At 34.4% G+C, this 15,249-nt stretch carries 18 protein-coding genes; 13 read left to right on the top strand and 5 right to left on the bottom strand.

The window, feature by feature from the left end:
* The first annotated feature begins 5 nt into the window (after positions 1-5).
* The 7 genes from HS5_RS00090 to HS5_RS00060 all read left to right on the top strand — a co-directional run bounded on the left by HS5_RS00090 (position 6) and on the right by HS5_RS00060 (position 7,454).
* Positions 6-1,271, top strand: coding sequence for an MBL fold metallo-hydrolase (locus tag HS5_RS00090; RefSeq protein ID WP_236752059.1), 1,266 nt, complete (start codon positions 6-8; stop codon positions 1,269-1,271).
* Positions 1,268-2,425: a threonyl-tRNA synthetase editing domain-containing protein gene (locus HS5_RS00085; RefSeq protein ID WP_236752058.1), complete on the top strand. Its 1,158-nt coding sequence runs from the start codon at positions 1,268-1,270 to the stop codon at positions 2,423-2,425. Before HS5_RS00090 ends, HS5_RS00085 begins: the two co-directional genes overlap by 4 nt.
* Positions 2,418-3,374 (top strand): mevalonate kinase, encoded by a 957-nt coding sequence (gene mvk / locus HS5_RS00080; protein WP_236752057.1) that lies wholly within the window; start codon positions 2,418-2,420, stop codon positions 3,372-3,374. The genes HS5_RS00085 and mvk overlap by 8 nt, the downstream gene beginning before the upstream one ends.
* An 18-nt stretch (positions 3,375-3,392) precedes the next feature.
* Positions 3,393-5,165 (top strand): glutamine--fructose-6-phosphate transaminase (isomerizing), encoded by a 1,773-nt coding sequence (glmS, locus tag HS5_RS00075; RefSeq protein ID WP_236752056.1) that lies wholly within the window; start codon positions 3,393-3,395, stop codon positions 5,163-5,165.
* The gene (locus HS5_RS00070; RefSeq protein ID WP_236752055.1) at positions 5,162-6,229 is read left to right on the top strand and encodes an NDP-sugar synthase; all 1,068 of its coding nucleotides are present in this window, start codon (positions 5,162-5,164) and stop codon (positions 6,227-6,229) included. The genes glmS and HS5_RS00070 overlap by 4 nt, the downstream gene beginning before the upstream one ends.
* A 75-nt stretch (positions 6,230-6,304) precedes the next feature.
* Entirely contained in the window at positions 6,305-6,994 is a 690-nt protein-coding gene (locus HS5_RS00065) for a hypothetical protein (RefSeq protein ID WP_236752054.1), read from the top strand.
* The gene (locus tag HS5_RS00060) at positions 6,984-7,454 is read left to right on the top strand and encodes a hypothetical protein (protein ID WP_236752053.1); all 471 of its coding nucleotides are present in this window, start codon (positions 6,984-6,986) and stop codon (positions 7,452-7,454) included. The genes HS5_RS00065 and HS5_RS00060 overlap by 11 nt, the downstream gene beginning before the upstream one ends.
* On the opposite strand, the gene HS5_RS00055 is transcribed toward HS5_RS00060, so the two are convergent.
* A complete protein-coding gene (locus tag HS5_RS00055) occupies positions 7,431-7,676 on the bottom strand; it encodes a hypothetical protein (protein WP_236752052.1) in 246 nt (81 codons plus the stop codon). The two genes, HS5_RS00060 and HS5_RS00055, sit on opposite strands and share 24 nt — an antisense overlap.
* A gap of 34 nt (positions 7,677-7,710) precedes the next feature.
* On the opposite strand from HS5_RS00055, the gene HS5_RS00050 reads away from it, so the two are divergent.
* Positions 7,711-8,511 (top strand): DMT family transporter, encoded by an 801-nt coding sequence (locus tag HS5_RS00050; RefSeq protein ID WP_236752051.1) that lies wholly within the window; start codon positions 7,711-7,713, stop codon positions 8,509-8,511.
* 3 nt (positions 8,512-8,514) lie between these two features.
* Here the strand turns inward: HS5_RS00050 and HS5_RS00045 are convergent, their stop codons facing one another.
* The gene (locus tag HS5_RS00045) at positions 8,515-9,474 is read right to left on the bottom strand and encodes a YncE family protein (RefSeq protein ID WP_236752050.1); all 960 of its coding nucleotides are present in this window, start codon (positions 9,472-9,474) and stop codon (positions 8,515-8,517) included.
* Positions 9,475-9,565: 91 nt separating this feature from the next.
* On the opposite strand from HS5_RS00045, the gene HS5_RS00040 reads away from it, so the two are divergent.
* The 3 genes from HS5_RS00040 (at position 9,566) to HS5_RS00030 (ending at position 11,717) form a co-directional block, all read left to right on the top strand.
* Entirely contained in the window at positions 9,566-10,045 is a 480-nt protein-coding gene (locus HS5_RS00040; protein WP_236752049.1) for a hypothetical protein, read from the top strand.
* A gap of 172 nt (positions 10,046-10,217) precedes the next feature.
* Positions 10,218-10,943, top strand: coding sequence for a hypothetical protein (locus HS5_RS00035; RefSeq protein ID WP_236752048.1), 726 nt, complete (start codon positions 10,218-10,220; stop codon positions 10,941-10,943).
* Positions 10,944-11,717 carry an MBL fold metallo-hydrolase gene (locus HS5_RS00030; RefSeq protein ID WP_236752047.1) on the top strand — a complete coding sequence of 258 codons (774 nt, stop codon included), beginning with the start codon at positions 10,944-10,946 and terminating at the stop codon, positions 11,715-11,717.
* Here HS5_RS00030 and HS5_RS00025 read toward each other — a convergent pair.
* Positions 11,698-12,258: a hypothetical protein gene (locus HS5_RS00025; protein ID WP_236752046.1), complete on the bottom strand. Its 561-nt coding sequence runs from the start codon at positions 12,256-12,258 to the stop codon at positions 11,698-11,700. The two genes, HS5_RS00030 and HS5_RS00025, sit on opposite strands and share 20 nt — an antisense overlap.
* 74 nt (positions 12,259-12,332) lie before the next feature.
* Here HS5_RS00025 and HS5_RS00020 point away from each other — a divergent pair, with 74 nt between their 5' ends.
* Positions 12,333-13,565 carry a PIN domain-containing protein gene (locus tag HS5_RS00020; protein ID WP_236752045.1) on the top strand — a complete coding sequence of 411 codons (1,233 nt, stop codon included), beginning with the start codon at positions 12,333-12,335 and terminating at the stop codon, positions 13,563-13,565.
* Here the strand turns inward: HS5_RS00020 and HS5_RS00015 are convergent.
* Together HS5_RS00015 and HS5_RS00010 are read right to left on the bottom strand one after the other, a co-directional pair.
* A complete protein-coding gene (locus HS5_RS00015; protein ID WP_236752044.1) occupies positions 13,540-13,956 on the bottom strand; it encodes a hypothetical protein in 417 nt (138 codons plus the stop codon). The two genes, HS5_RS00020 and HS5_RS00015, sit on opposite strands and share 26 nt — an antisense overlap.
* Before the next feature lie 134 nt (positions 13,957-14,090).
* Entirely contained in the window at positions 14,091-14,603 is a 513-nt protein-coding gene (locus tag HS5_RS00010; RefSeq protein ID WP_236752043.1) for a PaREP1 family protein, read from the bottom strand.
* 246 nt (positions 14,604-14,849) lie between these two features.
* Here HS5_RS00010 and HS5_RS00005 point away from each other — a divergent pair, with 246 nt between their 5' ends.
* Positions 14,850-15,167 carry a DsrE family protein gene (locus HS5_RS00005; RefSeq protein ID WP_236752042.1) on the top strand — a complete coding sequence of 106 codons (318 nt, stop codon included), beginning with the start codon at positions 14,850-14,852 and terminating at the stop codon, positions 15,165-15,167.
* Positions 15,168-15,249: the final 82 nt, after the last annotated feature.

Here is a 15,249-nt window from a genome sequence, read left to right as displayed (position 1 = left end):
ACCAAATGAGTTATCATCTGAAAATATTAGGTGGAGGACAGGAAGTAGGCAGATCTGCAATAGAAGTTGCAGGGCCTGAAGGAAGTGTAGTTCTAGATTACGGAGTTAACTTTAATCCTGACGATACACCGAACTTTCCTTTGCAGGAAATGCCTTCAAAAGTTAAAGCATTCATAGTATCTCACGCACATTTAGACCACGTAGGCGCTTTGCCTATCTATCAAATTTCTGGAAGCAAACTAATTTACGGAACTTCAATAACAAAGGAAATAGGAGAGCTTATCTTGAAGGACTTTTTAAAGATTTCAGGACCCAGGGTACCTTACGAATGGGTTGAAGTAAAAAAGACCTTGGATAATTTCAAAACAATAAAATATAATGAAGAGTTTGAAATAGGATCTTTCAGAATAAAAACATCAAGTGCAGGGCACATACCAGGCAGTGCAGTAACTGTAGTAAAAACGGATAAAGGAGATATAACATACACTGGAGATATAAACATAACTAATACAAAGCTAATGAAACCTGCAGACCTTGAAGTAATGAAGGATTCAAGAGTAATAGTTACGGAAGCAACGTACGGTAAATTTAACCATCACCAAAGACAAAGCGTTGAAGATGAATTTTATAACTCAATTATTGAGGTTTTAGAAGAAGGGGGAACAGTACTAGTTCCCGCATTCAGCTTATCCAGAAGTCAAGAGATCTTATCAATATTAGCAGAAAAGAACATTCAATATCCTGTTTATTATGACGGAATGGTTAAAACAATAATGGAAATCATGATTAATAATCCTGGTTACATTAATAATTACGAAGCATTAAAGAAGGCATATAATGAATTCCATTATGTTAACGGCTTACAAGATAGGAAGAAAGCGTATAAGAGTAACGGCGTAATAGTCGCCAGTGCAGGAATGTTAAAAGGAGGCCCAGCAGTTTATTATTTTAAGAAAATTGCTGACAACCCTAAAAATGCTATATTCTTAGTAAGTTACCAAGCTGATAACACTCCAGGAAGAAAACTTTTGGAGTTAGGAAAGTTTGACGAGGATTCTCCAATGTTAAAAGCTAGGTTACAATTATTTGACTTCTCCAGCCATGCTGGTAGGGACCAACTAATGCAAATACTTAAATCCTCAAATAAGCTTGAGAAGGTTATAATAGTTCACTCCTCTGCTGATAGTGCACAATACTTTGCAGACCACGTAAAACAAGAATTAGGAGTAGAAGTTATAGCCCCCGAAAATGGACAAGAAATACAGCTATGATTCAACTATTCATTCATGCATCAAATTTTTCTTACGAAGTTAAAGAAAAAGCTGTTGAAAGCGCAGAAGAGGACTACTTACCTTCACTAAAAAAAGATAATGTGTTGGTAGTTTTTACTACAGTAGAAAAAGGTGATGATAAGGAAATTAAAAGAAAAGCAGTAGAAAACATTAAGGACATTTTTTCAAAAGTTAAAGCATCATGTGTAGTTATTTACCCTTATGCTCACTTATCAAACAACTTATCATCTCCAGATGTTGCAATTTCTTCCCTTAAAGAAATTGAAAAGGAATTAAAAGAAAGCGGAATAGAAACTTACAGAGCACCTTTCGGATGGTATAAAGCTTTCAGCATAAACTGTTATGGACATCCTTTGAGCGAACTGTCTAGAAGAATAACAAATAGTGAAGAATTCTCCAAAAGTGAGGAATTGGAAGTATGTAACAAATTCGGATTCCCCTCTTCGCCTAAAGCATCTTTCATGAAGATTGCAACTATAGAATATTTAAAGAGAGAATTATCTCCCTCAAGTATTATAATATCTAATGAAGAAATAAGAGAAAAAAGAGAAGGAACAATGATAATCAAATACATAAAACCTTCCGGCAGAGTTCTACCTTGTATTAATGAAGATCCAAAAATAGAAGTTACTTTCCTAGGTGAAAAACAGCTAGGTTTTCCAAAAGAGTATAAAGATTCCAAGAATTCATTAAAAATTTGGGAAACAAAAGAAGGAAAGACGACCATCTGGGTAGGCAATTTAATTTACTATATCCTCCTTCAAGCAAAATCTATGAACACTCCTTATTTGCCTTTATGGTTTTCTCCAGTTCACGTTAGATTACTGCCAGTAAAGAAGGAATTCCTTGAAAAAGCAGAGGAATTCGCGAACCAGCTCTTGTCCAAAGGTATTAGAGTTGAGATAGACAATAAGGATGACGGACTTGGAAATAAGATAAGGAGGTCAGGAATGGACTGGATACCTTACGTAGCTATTGTAGGAGAAAGAGAAATTAAAACAACAACACTTACTGTAAGAATAAGGAAAACCGATGAACAGATAAGTCTTACAATAGATGAGTTGTACTCAATGATAAAAGACGAAGACCCCCTTATGTTGAAGCAAAATATTCCGGTGAAAATGTTTGATTGAGGTTGAAGTTCCTCTAAAGCTAACTCTCTTCGGAGAGCATGCAGTAGTTTATGGAGAGCCCGCAATTGCAATGGCAATAAGTGAGAAGATGAAGATAAAAATTATGCCATATCATAAAATGATATTAAAATCAAACTCACTGTCAATTAAGGGAATAAAAGTAGATTTAGAAGAAATGAAATTAGAAAGTGAGGAAACATCAAAAGTCCTATCCTATGCACTGTCGACTATAAATTTCTTTGAAAAAGAATATGGGGCTAAAAGAAAAAACGCATTAATAGAAATTGAATCACCCGTAGATCCTTCAGTAGGTTTAGGAACAAGTGCTGCAGTAATAGTTGGAATAGTGGGAGGATACTCAAGATACTTAGGTTTAGAGTTTACCAGAGAAGAAATATCTAAGATCTCCCACAAAATAGAGCTTACAGTGCAAGGTTTAGGAAGTAGGATGGATACTTATACTACATCCTTAGGAGGATTAATATACTTCCCTAAAGGAGGAGGATATGAGAGAATAAACGGGAAAATTAGGATAATCTCAGGATATATTAGGAGGATAGCTACAACTACCGAGATTTTAAGAAGAGTAAAAAGCTTGAAGGAAAAAAATCCCGATTTATTCAGCGATATAATCTCATCAATAGGTAAAGTAGTTAATAAAGCAAAAACCGCTATAGAAAAAGGAGATGAGGAAGAGTTAGGAGAATTGATGTATGTAAATCATGGGCTATTAATGTCATTAGGAGTTACCTTACCACCAATAGATAATTTAGTTTCAACAGCAAAGGTTTTGGGCTTAAAAGGATGTAAAATAAGCGGCGGAGGTGGAGGAGGTTCATCAATCTGTTTAGAAGATGAGAAGGCAAAGGTTTTGCTATCAACTATTGGCGCAAAAATAATTAACTCTAGTATTAGCCAGGAAGGTGTAATGATAAAGGAAATAAGCTAGTAAATTAAGACTTTACTAGTGTGCGGAATAATTGGAGTAATCTCAAAAAATGAGGAGGAAAAGAAGCTTGCTGCAATAACCGTGCAGTGTTTGGAAAGGTTAGAATATAGAGGTTATGATAGCGTAGGAATAGCTTCAATGGAAGATAATGAGTTAGAAGTAAGGAAAGCTAAAGGAAGAATCAACGATGTAGTAAAAAAGCTAAACGTCCTATCAATGACAGGTAGAGTTTTCCTAGGGCACACTAGATGGGCTACACACGGAGAGCCTAACGATGTAAATGCTCATCCCCACACAGACTGTACTAATTCAGTAGCAGTAATTCATAACGGAACAATAAAGAATTTCAGAGAACTCAGAGAAGATCTAGAAGCTTTAGGTCATAAATTTAAGAGTGAAACTGACACAGAAGTTATACCGCACTTAATTGAAGAATTCAAAAAGAGAGGAATGGACTCCTTCTCCGCTTTTAAATCTGCAATTAACTCAATTCAAGGCAGTTACGCAGTTCTTGCTATTATCAAAGGAGAAAATAAGATATTCTTTGCAAAAAAGGACAATCCGCTTATTATAGGTTTAGGAGATAAAATGAATTTCGTATCCAGCGATATACCCAGCTTTTTACCTTATACTAACAAAGTGCTAATCCTAATAGACGGAGATGTCGGTTACGTAACCCCAAACGAGATCTATATAGAGAATGGAGGTAAAAAAGTAGACATATCGGATAGAATAAAAATAATAACCTGGGACGCTTCTGCTGCATCAAAAGAAGGTTACTCTCATTACATGCTTAAGGAAATACACGAAAGTCCTAGAGCTGTTGATGACACAATTTCTGGTTTAATATCTGATATAGAAGACGTTAAAAATACGGTAAAAATCCTTGAGGAGTCTAAAAGAATAATAGTAATAGCGGCAGGAACAAGCTATCACGCAGGATTATACTTCTCATTGCTTCTACAAAGAGAAGGATTTAACGCAGTGCCCATAATAGCTTCAGAATATTATAACGTAAAAACAAATCAAGACGACGCGATAATAGCAATAAGCCAAAGCGGAGAAACTTACGATGTAATGATGGCATTAAAAGAGTACAAAACTAATGGATCTAAGATAATTTCACTAACAAACGTAATTGAGAGCGCAATAGCCAGACAGAGCGACATTAAGCTTTACACCAGAGCAGGACCAGAAATAGGAGTCGCGGCAACAAAAACTTTCACTTCACAAATAGCCGCACTCCAGCTCATTTACTCCTTAATTAAAGGAGACGACTATACTTACTTAAATAAAGCAAAGGACATCATAAGGAAAAGTCTGAATTTCGAAGGAGAAGCAAAACTAATAGGAGAAGAGCTAGCAATGAAAACTAATGCATACTATTTGGGAAGAGGACTTTCGCTGCCCTTTGCTATGGAAGGGGCATTAAAAATAAAGGAAATAGCTTACTTACATGCCGAGGCTTACGCAGCAGGAGAGAGCAAACATGGACCTATAGCATTGGTAGAAAAAGATTTCCCAGTAGTCTTCATAAATCTTGGAGAACTTGTAGGAGAGTTACAGAATAATGTTCAAGAGATGAAGGCAAGAAAGGCAAAGACGTATTCCATAAGCGTAAACGAGAGACTAAATACAGATAAAGAAATCCTCCTTACTGTGGAAGATGAGAGACTATCTTCTTTTGCAGTTACTCCTATAATACAGTTAATAGCTTACTATTCAGCAGTAAAGAGAGGAAACGATCCAGATAAGCCTAGGAATCTAGCAAAAACGGTGACAGTAGGATGAAGGCAGTAGTTTTAGCAGCAGGAAAAGGAGAAGGATTAAGACCTTATACCGAGAAGGAACAAAAGGAAACAATAACAATCTTAGGCAAGGCAGTAATTTCCCATGTTTTATACGGTTTAAAGAAAGCAGGAATAGAGGAGGCTGTTATAGTCACTAACGAACGCGAAAAACAAATTCAAGACGCAATAAATGTGGACATTCCTTTCGAAACTGTAAGACAGAAGAGACCTGGGATAACTGGAGCAGTACTTGACGGTATGGACAAAATTCCAGACGACGAATTCCTACTAGCCTTCGGAGATATAATTGCCGATCCAGAATTTTATATGAATTTAATGAATTCGTACATAACGGGAAATTCAAGGGCAGTTTTCTCCATAGTTCCAGTTTCAGAAGGGATGCAAACTTACGGTTTAGTTAGGATAGTGGATAATAGAATCGAAATAGTTAATGACGAAACAACACTTGCATTAGCAGGCGCTTACATAATACCTAGAGGAGATTTTACTGATATTTTAGAATACTTTAAAAAGATCTCCTCATCCTCAAGGTACTTCATATGGTCTGGAAAATGGATAGACGTTGGCTACCCAGAAGATCTTATAAACGCAATAGAAGTTTTATTGTCGGATTTTAACACTTCAATAATTTCTGAAAAAGCCGAAATTTCAAAGACTGCAGTAATAGGAAAGAGAGTAATAATTGAAGATAACGCCATAATTGACGACTATTCCGTTATTAAAGGCCCAGCATATATAGGAAAAGGAGCATATGTAGGAAATTATTCTCTAATAAGAGATTATACATCAATAGAAAATGAGGCAAAGATAGGAGCATATTGCGAAGTCTCTCACTCACTAGTAGAGCCTAAAGCCGAAGTAGGATCTAAAAGCTATTTAACTTACACTATACTAGGAAGAGAAGCAAAGATAGGAGCTTCAGTGATAACAGTAAGCTATCCAGCTAGTCCTACTAGAGGAAGAGAAAGAAAGCTTGGGGCATTAATCTCGCCTAATGAAGAAATCTACCACGGACAAATTATAGGCCCTAATTATAGAAAATAGAGGTTTTTTATCAATTTATTTTTCATCAAATAAAAAACGAAAAAGATTTATTTGATCATAATCAAATAATATAATGTGGAGCTCATCTATGCTAGAGATTTACTAAAAGGGTATAAATTAAAAGATGGAGATAGTGTACTAATAGATACTGATTCCTTTTCTATTGTGAAATATTTTCATGAGTTAAAGAAAATAAATTTAATTCCGGATGATAATTATATATTCGATACACTTGAAATTGCAGGGTTTTTAAGAGAACAACAAATGATAGTATCGGTTAATGGTTTCCCGCCTTCATACGAACCTGGACTTATAAGGCATGATCCACTTAAGCTTCCTATAAAGAAGGCTAATACAAAAGGACTAACGTGGAAAACTGCAGGAGTAGAATTCTACTCTGACGAGTTTGTCCTTGGAAAAGATTTTCCAATAACTGATGAGAGAACTGGAATTCTAGGATATTTAACAAATAGGAAAAGTGCAGTAATATTTAATAAACTGAATGGAGATTACATTGAAGGTTACGTAGTTGGCAAACTAAAAGGAGATGAAGAATATCTCGCAAGGCCTAATAAATGGCTAACGGATTTATTAGTTTTCAAAGCAAACATCGAAAAGGGTAAAGCAATAGCTGAGAAGAAGTTCCTATTTTGTAGACCTTTGGGAGCTGTCTTCCTCCCTTTAAATAGGAAAGACATTTATACTATTTTATTAAAATTAAAAATCAGATCTTCAGGATATCCGGCTGAATGTTATGATTATTAGAGTTCATGGAGTTAAAGGAGGTTCAGGAAAAACAATAATATCAAAATATCTTTTTTACTACTTTACGAAGAAAGAAAAAAGGAGAGTATCATTTTATTCTGAAAATGAAATTAGTAAAAGCGATAACCCTGAAATTATGATATTAGATAATGTGGATATTCCCATAAAAAACGGTAAAATGAAATGGAAACTATTTATTACAGATCAACAAAGCTTAGAAATCAGTCTAAATTACATTATAGACGAGGATTTTCTAATAGTAAATAAGGTTTCACCTTTTCCGTGTGAGCAAAACGAAATATTAAGAAAAGTTCAAAAATTTAGGTCAGTCCTTGTTCCTTTTAACGGAAAATTATTCTATGAAGAAATAGAAACACTACCAGAACCTACGCTTAACAGATTAGCTGAAAATTTACTAGGTTTAAGAAAAGATAGGCTAATAGTTCCTTTTCAACAATAATTCACCTATCTCTTCTCCAATATCAGTAAGAACGTATTTCCCTTTACACTTCCTAATTACTCCGTCAGCAATTAAGTCTGCTAAATGCAATTTTAAAGTATCAGTAGAAACTCCAACAAGGTCCTTAATATCCTTAAAAGATAACTTTCCTCCTTCTTTCTTCATAACAAAAACTATCTTACTTTTCACCTCAGACGATATAACCTTATCCTTAGGATCCATAAATTAAATTAAGAAATCCAAGAAATAAGCAAACGTGAATAAGAATTACGCAATCTTAATAGTAGGCGGAATATCCTTTGGCACCGCAGCAATATTCATAAAATTTACAGGATTAACTCCAGGATCTATAGCATTCTTCAGGTTTCTCGTAGCTGGACTAATTCTATCTCTAGGTAAAATAGACCTTAGAAAGGTATTAAAATATTCACCTTTCGGACTATTATTATCACTCCACATGATAACCTTTATCCTAGGAGTTTACAACACTACAGTAATTGACGCAACTGTACTAGTTTCCACTTCACCGTTTTTTGCAATACTTCTATCGCCTTTAAGCAAATTTAAGGCTGAAAGAATTGACGCAATAATAACTGCAATAGGTTTTTCTGGAGTTTTGATAATGAATTACCCTTTACAACCAGGTTATTTATACGGTAATACTATGTCCTTAATCTCAGCGTTCCTTATTTCGCTTTATACTACATTACTGAGCAAAAACGATGAAAATCCCCTAGTATTAACTTCGAGCATTTATATATCATCTTCATTTTTCTCACTACCTTTCATGATATACCAAGGGATAGGAAAAGTAGACTTAACAGCAATGCTTTCCTTATTGGGTTTAATCTTCATTCCGACGTTAATAGGTCACACTAGCGTCATTTATTCCTCAAATAAGGTTAAACCGCAATATATAGAAACTATAGGCTTACTGGAGCCTGTAGTTGCAACAATCTTAGCAATTTTTACGTTTAACCAAATACCTACACTTTTCGAAATATTAGGATCAACACTAATAGTATCATCAATAATGATTGTGATTAATAAAAAATAAAAATTATTTAATTTCCCTTTTAAGTATAAAATATCCTACTATAGCTATGACTGCTATTCCACCGGCTATTAAATAATACAGACAATAACGTGATGGAGGAGTTACTTGAGATATTACAAAAACAGTATTGGAAAGACTATTAACTATATAAATATATCCATCCTTATACATCATGATCGATGGCCTCCCTCCAACTGAGATATTATCAACTACCTTTCCGCTAGTGGTCAGAACTAAGATAGATCCACTACCTATATCACTAACATAAATATACTCACCAACATAAATCGCGTCATAAGGATCTATTCCTGCACTAAAACGAAAAGTACCATGGGAATTAATTATTATAAGCTCGTTAGTTTTCCAACTAGTTATGAAAATATTTCTCCTACAGAAGTTAATATAAGCAATTTCGCCTCCTACATTGCAGGTCTTATTTAACTTTAAATTTGTATTATAGACATAAACATTACTGCAACTGCCTATATATAAGAGGCAATCCTTAGGATCAAAAGCTATTGCGTACGGAGAATATCCTAAATTCATAGTTCTTACCACAGTACAATTTTCTATTATCGCTATTGATTCAATTCCTGGCTCCAATACGAAAACTTCATTGTCCTTGCAGTCGTAAGCCATATAGTAAGGAATAGAAGGCAAATTAATTGTATTAATTACTTTACCATCCTCTATCACATCAATCTTATTACACCCCGTTAAAGACACGTAAATCTTCTTACCTACGTTAATCATATCTATAGGCTTTGCACCAACGCTTATAGTAGAAACAACATCATTATTACTAGGATTTATAACACTTACAGTACTAGAATTATAATTTGTAACATAAATATAACCAGAATTACACAAAACGAAGGAAGGAGAATTACCAACCTTAATTGAAACTATTGATGAAGAGAGAGAAATCAATACTAAAGCTAATACTAAGAATTTAACAATCATGTATAACGAGTAAATATAGATTACTAAAAAATTCTATCGATGCAAAGGAGATAATTAAGAACTTATTACTTAGACTCAGTAATTAAAAACTATGATTTACGCGTTCGCTTACATGGGAGACCAATTCTACGCGTTCTGGTTAGGAATAAAAATAGGCACAATAACTTCTGAAGAATTAACGTATAAAGGAATCTCACAAATTTACATAGGCAAAAAATTAGGTAACACTTTATCTCCTAGACAAGTTAATGAAATAATAAGGTCATGGTACGAAGTATTCAGATCAGGAAAAATAGCAAAATATCCATCAGAATGGCTACTGAGCATAGTTAACGAACTAGAAAGTGAAAATAAAATAGAGAAGGTCACCTTTAAGGAAATCGAAAAAGAGATTAAAAGTGAAGATGAAAAGAAAGCTTTAACATTATTAGGAGATGAAATTGTTAAGGAGATTAACAAGGAAACAAAGGAAGAACTATTCACAAAAATAGCCTTCACCGACAGGGTACAAGCATTTATATTAAAACAGCCTTACATCCTAAAGCCTTACATATTTACTGATAATATATAGAACAAGGAAAATTTACACTTTTTTTGTAAAAATGTACATTTAATTTGTTTGGTAAAAAATAGCATTAAACCTTATACATAATTTAGAAAAGAAAAGTAAACGGTTTAAATCCAAACTCCATACTAGCTTAAATAGAAGACAAAAGATCTCTTTATATAAGATGGTTATAAAGTTGGCTGAAGAAATTGAAACAGAGAACCCTGAAGAAGAAAAACTTTGGTTTTACGATAAAAAGAATTTAATAGACTGCATACCAAGTTTAGTAGGTTTCTCAGAGAACACAATAAAAGTTAGAGTAAAGTCTTTGCTCTTCTTTAGCAAAATCCTAGAATATGAAATTACTAGCCTTGCAGGAGGAGGATACGTTGAACATAAATTCAAGAACGATTTCTCCTTTGCGAATTTACTTATTACCTTTAATAAGAGTAAAAAATGTATAACATTATCGATTTCCTATTCCGGAAAATTCGAGAAACAAATGGGCAAATTACTGGAGGAAACGTTAAGGAATTTAAAGAAAAAATACCTTGAACAAAAGACAGTCTCACCCACAAGAAATAATACATTATCATCAAGGTTATCCTCATTATCTTTCGTCGCAAAACTAGTTTCAACTTCTAAACTAATATACACTGGAACTCTGGACACGGGAAAGATAGACATAACTCCTTTCGTTGAAGACTTATTACATAAATTCGCACAATATCCCGTAATTTATATCTCAGGATTCAACGAGGAAAGCACCTTTAGATTACTCTTTGCTAACGGAGAATTAAAAGGGGTATACATAAAAACTAGTGATAAAGAATCCTTTACTGAACAAGAATTGCTAAAACTTAAAGGTACATTTCACGTTTCGGTTTACGCAAATCTATTAAAAACAAGCATGGTGATTTAAATGATCGAACCCCTCGTATTAGCAGAAGAAAAAGGGAACAAATTCGTTTGGCTATCAATAGATGAAGCTGAAATGGATAAAGGAATATTAACAAACCAATACCTCCTCACTGTAAAAGATAAAGGAATATTAATGGATCCCGGAGGACCACTAGTCTTCGAGAGAGTTTACGACACCATGCAAAAGTTCATTAAGCCAGAAGATATAGAATACATCTTCCTATCACACGAAGATCCTGACATAGTCTCTGGACTTTCCCTATGGTTAAGCTATTGCCCAAATGCAAAAATATTAATCTCAGACTTATGGGACAGATTCCTCCCGCACGTAGGAGTAGATATTAAAATAAACGTAATAAGAATACCAATCCAAGGTATGGAAATAAACCTTAACGGAGATGAACTGAAAATAATTCCAGCACACTTCCTTCACTCTGTAGGAAACTTCCACCTTTATGACCCAATAACAAAAGTTTACTTCTCAGGAGACTTAGGAGCAGCAGTCTTTCCTGCAGGTAAATGGTATATAATAGTTGACGACTTCGAAGAACATAAAAAATACATGGAAGGATTCCACAAAAAATACATGGCAAACAGGAAAGCAATAGAACTATGGTTAAATCAAATACAAGGACTCGACATTAAAATAATAGCTCCACAACACGGTTCAGTATTTGAAGGAGAAAACGTTAAAAAATTCATAGATTGGCTAAAAAGCCTAGATAAGGTAGGATTAGATCTCTTAGAAGAAGAACTCAATAGTAGAAGTGCCTAGTCCTTGTAGACTTCAATCCCTCCTTATATGCAGAATAAGTAATTAGAAAGCCTACTCCCAACGCTGCTACAAATATTATTATAACATCAATTACTGAGAAGTCGCTAGAATCTATGGCTTTCCTGGCATCTCTCAAATTTGAGAAGAAAGAGGAGATGTAAGCCCATGCATCAAATATTGTAGCAAAAGCGTTATAAGCTGTTACTATCCCTGCCTTCCAACCTCCACCTCTTGCAGTACTCATAGCACTCAAATAAGTAGCAATAACTCCCCACACAATAATTTCTAAGCCAAAAACTAAGTCTGAAAAGGAAAGTATGAAAACCGCGGTAGAGACTGAAATATAGCCTAAAATTCCTAGGACTATAGCTATAATTAAGCTTAGAACATAACTCATAGGCAAAAATCCGCCTAAAGTGTAAAGCAGTTTCCCTAATCCCTTCCTATATGCAGAGATCTTACCGCTGTTATATGAATTCCAAATAGGTATAATTATATCTATGATGAAGAAGATTATGTCAAGTATTAAACCTAGACACATTACTTTTTCTCCTTCTCTCTGAGTATAAAAAGTCTTTCAAGATTACTTATTTAATTTCCATCATATTTTATTCTATGATTCTCGGTGTATTAGGCTCAGACAAGCTAGTTACAACTACTAATGCAGTGTTAACTGAAATTTTCACGGGATTAAGAGACGTGGAGAAAATTGTAATATTATCTGAGGAAAAATCAAAAAGAGATTATGGAGGATTAAAAGACGTCATAAAAATCCTCGGTATAGATGCTGAAATCGAAGAAGTAGAATTAGGCAGAGGTCTAAAATCATGGAGGAATAAGTTGCAGAGCATAAACTTGGACGTTGCAGACATAACTCCTGGCAGAAAATACATGGCTTATTCAGTAATAGCTTATTCCAAAGCTAAGAATGTACGTTATGTATACATAGCTGAGGAAAGAGAAGGCTACAGAATCTTCGGTTACATTCCATTCAACGAAGTAAAAGTATACAACATGAGAGACGGAGAAGAAATAAACTTTGACCCACCTAAAACAGCTAAAGGACTCCCAAAAGAGAACAAACTATCTGTTATAGCAACCCCTGCATTAATAAATATTTACAGCCTCCTTGGAAAAGTAACTATAGAGAACTCTTTTAGGGAATCCACTCCAGAAGAAATAACCAAGCCTACTGACGATAATGAAGAATTATGCTTACTCAGATCTGGTTTTCTAAGATTTAAGGAGGAAGAGGAAATAAAGAAAGAAACGGGATCGTTCTTTATAGCTGACACTAACTCTTATATCTATATAGGACCTAGGCTAAAGTACTTGACGTACTCTAAAGAATACGGATACAGGCTATTAGCATCGAGATCGATTTATAACGAATTACAGTACCACACTAACAGTACACAAAAGGACGAAAAATTATACCGTTTTTACATGGGGATGGAAAGCTACAGAAAGTCCCACACACCTCCACTAACGGAAGAAAATAATAGGTTCGGAGACATGCCGTTGATAGAAGAGAGCAAAAGATTAAAAAGCGAATTACCAGAAAAGCTTGTTTTAGTAACCAAGGACGTAGGAGTTTCAAACACAGCAAAATCAAAAGGAATATCTACAATACTATTGAGGAACGAAATTAAGGGAGAAGGAAATATAGGAGAGTACCTAAATTGCGTAAAGTACTTCACGGAAACTTCAATAAAGATTAATGAAGAAACCGTAGCTACAATACCAAAAATAAGGGAATATGAGGAGAGCGTGAAAATAAAAACTACAAAGGAAGAATTAAACTATCCTTACTTGCTCTCAGTTACTGAGAACTTCCTGAAGTCTTAGCTTCTTCCTCTTTCTTACTCTCTCCTTCTTTTTCTTCTCCTTCCTTCTTAGGTCTCTTAAACCTCGTAACATTAGCCTCAAAAGATATTTTAGCTTTATCACTCTCACACTGCACAGTTATCTTACCGTTAGCCTCATTCAAAGGAGTACACTTAGCCTCATACTTCTCAGCTAATTCATCAACAAAATTCCTAAAACCTATACGCTCCCTGAACCTTATTCCGGAAAGCTCTATAGTATGATCATTAACCGTAAGCTTAGGTTCCTCTTTGTCCTCTTTTTTCTTTGTAAACCTCTTGAGCAAACCTTCTAACTTAACCTTCTCAATATCTGCATTTTTGCCCTCTTTCAATTCAACTTTAACATCAACGTAATATTTTACAACCTTCATATCATGCAAAGATGAAAAGAAGATATTAAATCTAACGAGATAGGATAGAACTCGCATCCCCTATTAGAACAAATAACGAAACCCCTATGTCCCTCAATAATTTTCAACTCGACATTGTTAAAAAAGATGTTACATTACTTTAACTTCTTCACTTCAGATAGTGTGATTTCGTATATCTTATCTAGATCGCTATCCCATTCATCCTTAAACCATTCCTTTATATTGTTTAAAATGAAATTGCTCACTATTAGAATATCATGCAAAACTTCCTCCTTCTTTTTATACTTAGGAAAGTCTGGGTCAAAACCATTATATTGATAATCATGCAGAAGGAAAGCTTTATCAGCTATGTTCTCAACTTGCGCATAACCTAGCTTGGACAAGTCGATTGAAATTCCTTTCAATGAGTGAGTAGGTGCATTGTAGCCTCTTTTCACGTACCACTCATTTGATAATTTATCAAGATTTTTAGTTACTAATGCTGATAATAATGCCTTAACTGCACTAAATATTTTACCTGCGGAATTCCTACTCCTCCCTGCAATCCACATGTTTGTTGCTACGTCTATATCATCTAATGTTTCAATAATTCTGGCTCTAACGTAAGCTTTCCTATCAATTTTGGGAGAAGTTAGCTTTTCCTCCATAACTGTTTATTCTCTCCACTCCTAAAAAATCTAAGGCGACTCTTCTTAATGATTCGATGTAAAACATATGCACGAGTGTTGTTGCTAATAAGAGTTTCTTTTATATAGAAAGGAAGAAAAATAACTATACTAAAATATTTCCCCTTATTAATATCCCTTTTCTGTTAATGTTAAGAAAAGAATTCAATTTGATTTTTTCAGAGTAGATTTAAAAATGTCATACGAGATTTTACTATCAGTGGGAAAATGAAAATAGTCCTTTCAGTCGATTCTGAGGAAAAGATACCAATGTCAATAACTGCAGCAACTCACCTATCTGAAATGCCTGAGGCTGAGGAAGTTGAAGTAGTATACTTGAACGGCGGAATTGCAGCAGTTACCCAGAGGAATAGGATTGCTCCACTATTGAAGAACGAGAAAGTTAAAGTTGTTGCTTGCGGAACATCAATGGAGGCTAGGAATATAACTAAAGAGGAATTAGCACCGGGAGTAATTTACGTACCAGCATCTTTAAAGGAGATAATAAAAAGAATACAAGAAGGATATATTTACTTAGTACTATAAAATCTTTTTCTTTTTAATATATAGACAATCCTGTTTTCTTTATTAGCTTTGTTTCTATAATGAGAGAAAATATTACCACTTT

The sequence above is a fragment of the Acidianus sp. HS-5 genome (genome assembly GCF_021655615.1).
In the GTDB taxonomy this organism is placed as follows: Archaea; Thermoproteota; Thermoprotei_A; order Sulfolobales; family Sulfolobaceae; genus Acidianus.
The sequence above is the reverse complement of the archived record's forward strand: the minus strand, read 5'-3'. Positions and strand labels throughout refer to the sequence as shown.

What these genes read in the sequence shown, in the direction of transcription:
- HS5_RS00090 (WP_236752059.1), top strand. Translation starts at nt 6, where the DNA reads ATGAGTTATCATCTGAAAATATTAGGTGGAGGACAGGAAGTAGGCAGA.
- HS5_RS00085 (WP_236752058.1), top strand. Translation starts at nt 1,268, where the DNA reads ATGATTCAACTATTCATTCATGCATCAAATTTTTCTTACGAAGTTAAA.
- HS5_RS00070 (WP_236752055.1), top strand. Translation starts at nt 5,162, where the DNA reads ATGAAGGCAGTAGTTTTAGCAGCAGGAAAAGGAGAAGGATTAAGACCT.
- HS5_RS00060 (WP_236752053.1), top strand. Translation starts at nt 6,984, where the DNA reads ATGATTATTAGAGTTCATGGAGTTAAAGGAGGTTCAGGAAAAACAATA.
- HS5_RS00055 (WP_236752052.1), bottom strand. Translation starts at nt 7,676, where the DNA reads ATGGATCCTAAGGATAAGGTTATATCGTCTGAGGTGAAAAGTAAGATA.
- HS5_RS00045 (WP_236752050.1), bottom strand. Translation starts at nt 9,474, where the DNA reads ATGATTGTTAAATTCTTAGTATTAGCTTTAGTATTGATTTCTCTCTCT.
- HS5_RS00040 (WP_236752049.1), top strand. Translation starts at nt 9,566, where the DNA reads ATGATTTACGCGTTCGCTTACATGGGAGACCAATTCTACGCGTTCTGG.
- HS5_RS00030 (WP_236752047.1), top strand. Translation starts at nt 10,944, where the DNA reads ATGATCGAACCCCTCGTATTAGCAGAAGAAAAAGGGAACAAATTCGTT.
- HS5_RS00025 (WP_236752046.1), bottom strand. Translation starts at nt 12,258, where the DNA reads ATGTGTCTAGGTTTAATACTTGACATAATCTTCTTCATCATAGATATA.
- HS5_RS00020 (WP_236752045.1), top strand. Translation starts at nt 12,333, where the DNA reads ATGATTCTCGGTGTATTAGGCTCAGACAAGCTAGTTACAACTACTAAT.
- HS5_RS00015 (WP_236752044.1), bottom strand. Translation starts at nt 13,956, where the DNA reads ATGAAGGTTGTAAAATATTACGTTGATGTTAAAGTTGAATTGAAAGAG.
- HS5_RS00010 (WP_236752043.1), bottom strand. Translation starts at nt 14,603, where the DNA reads ATGGAGGAAAAGCTAACTTCTCCCAAAATTGATAGGAAAGCTTACGTT.
- HS5_RS00005 (WP_236752042.1), top strand. Translation starts at nt 14,850, where the DNA reads ATGAAAATAGTCCTTTCAGTCGATTCTGAGGAAAAGATACCAATGTCA.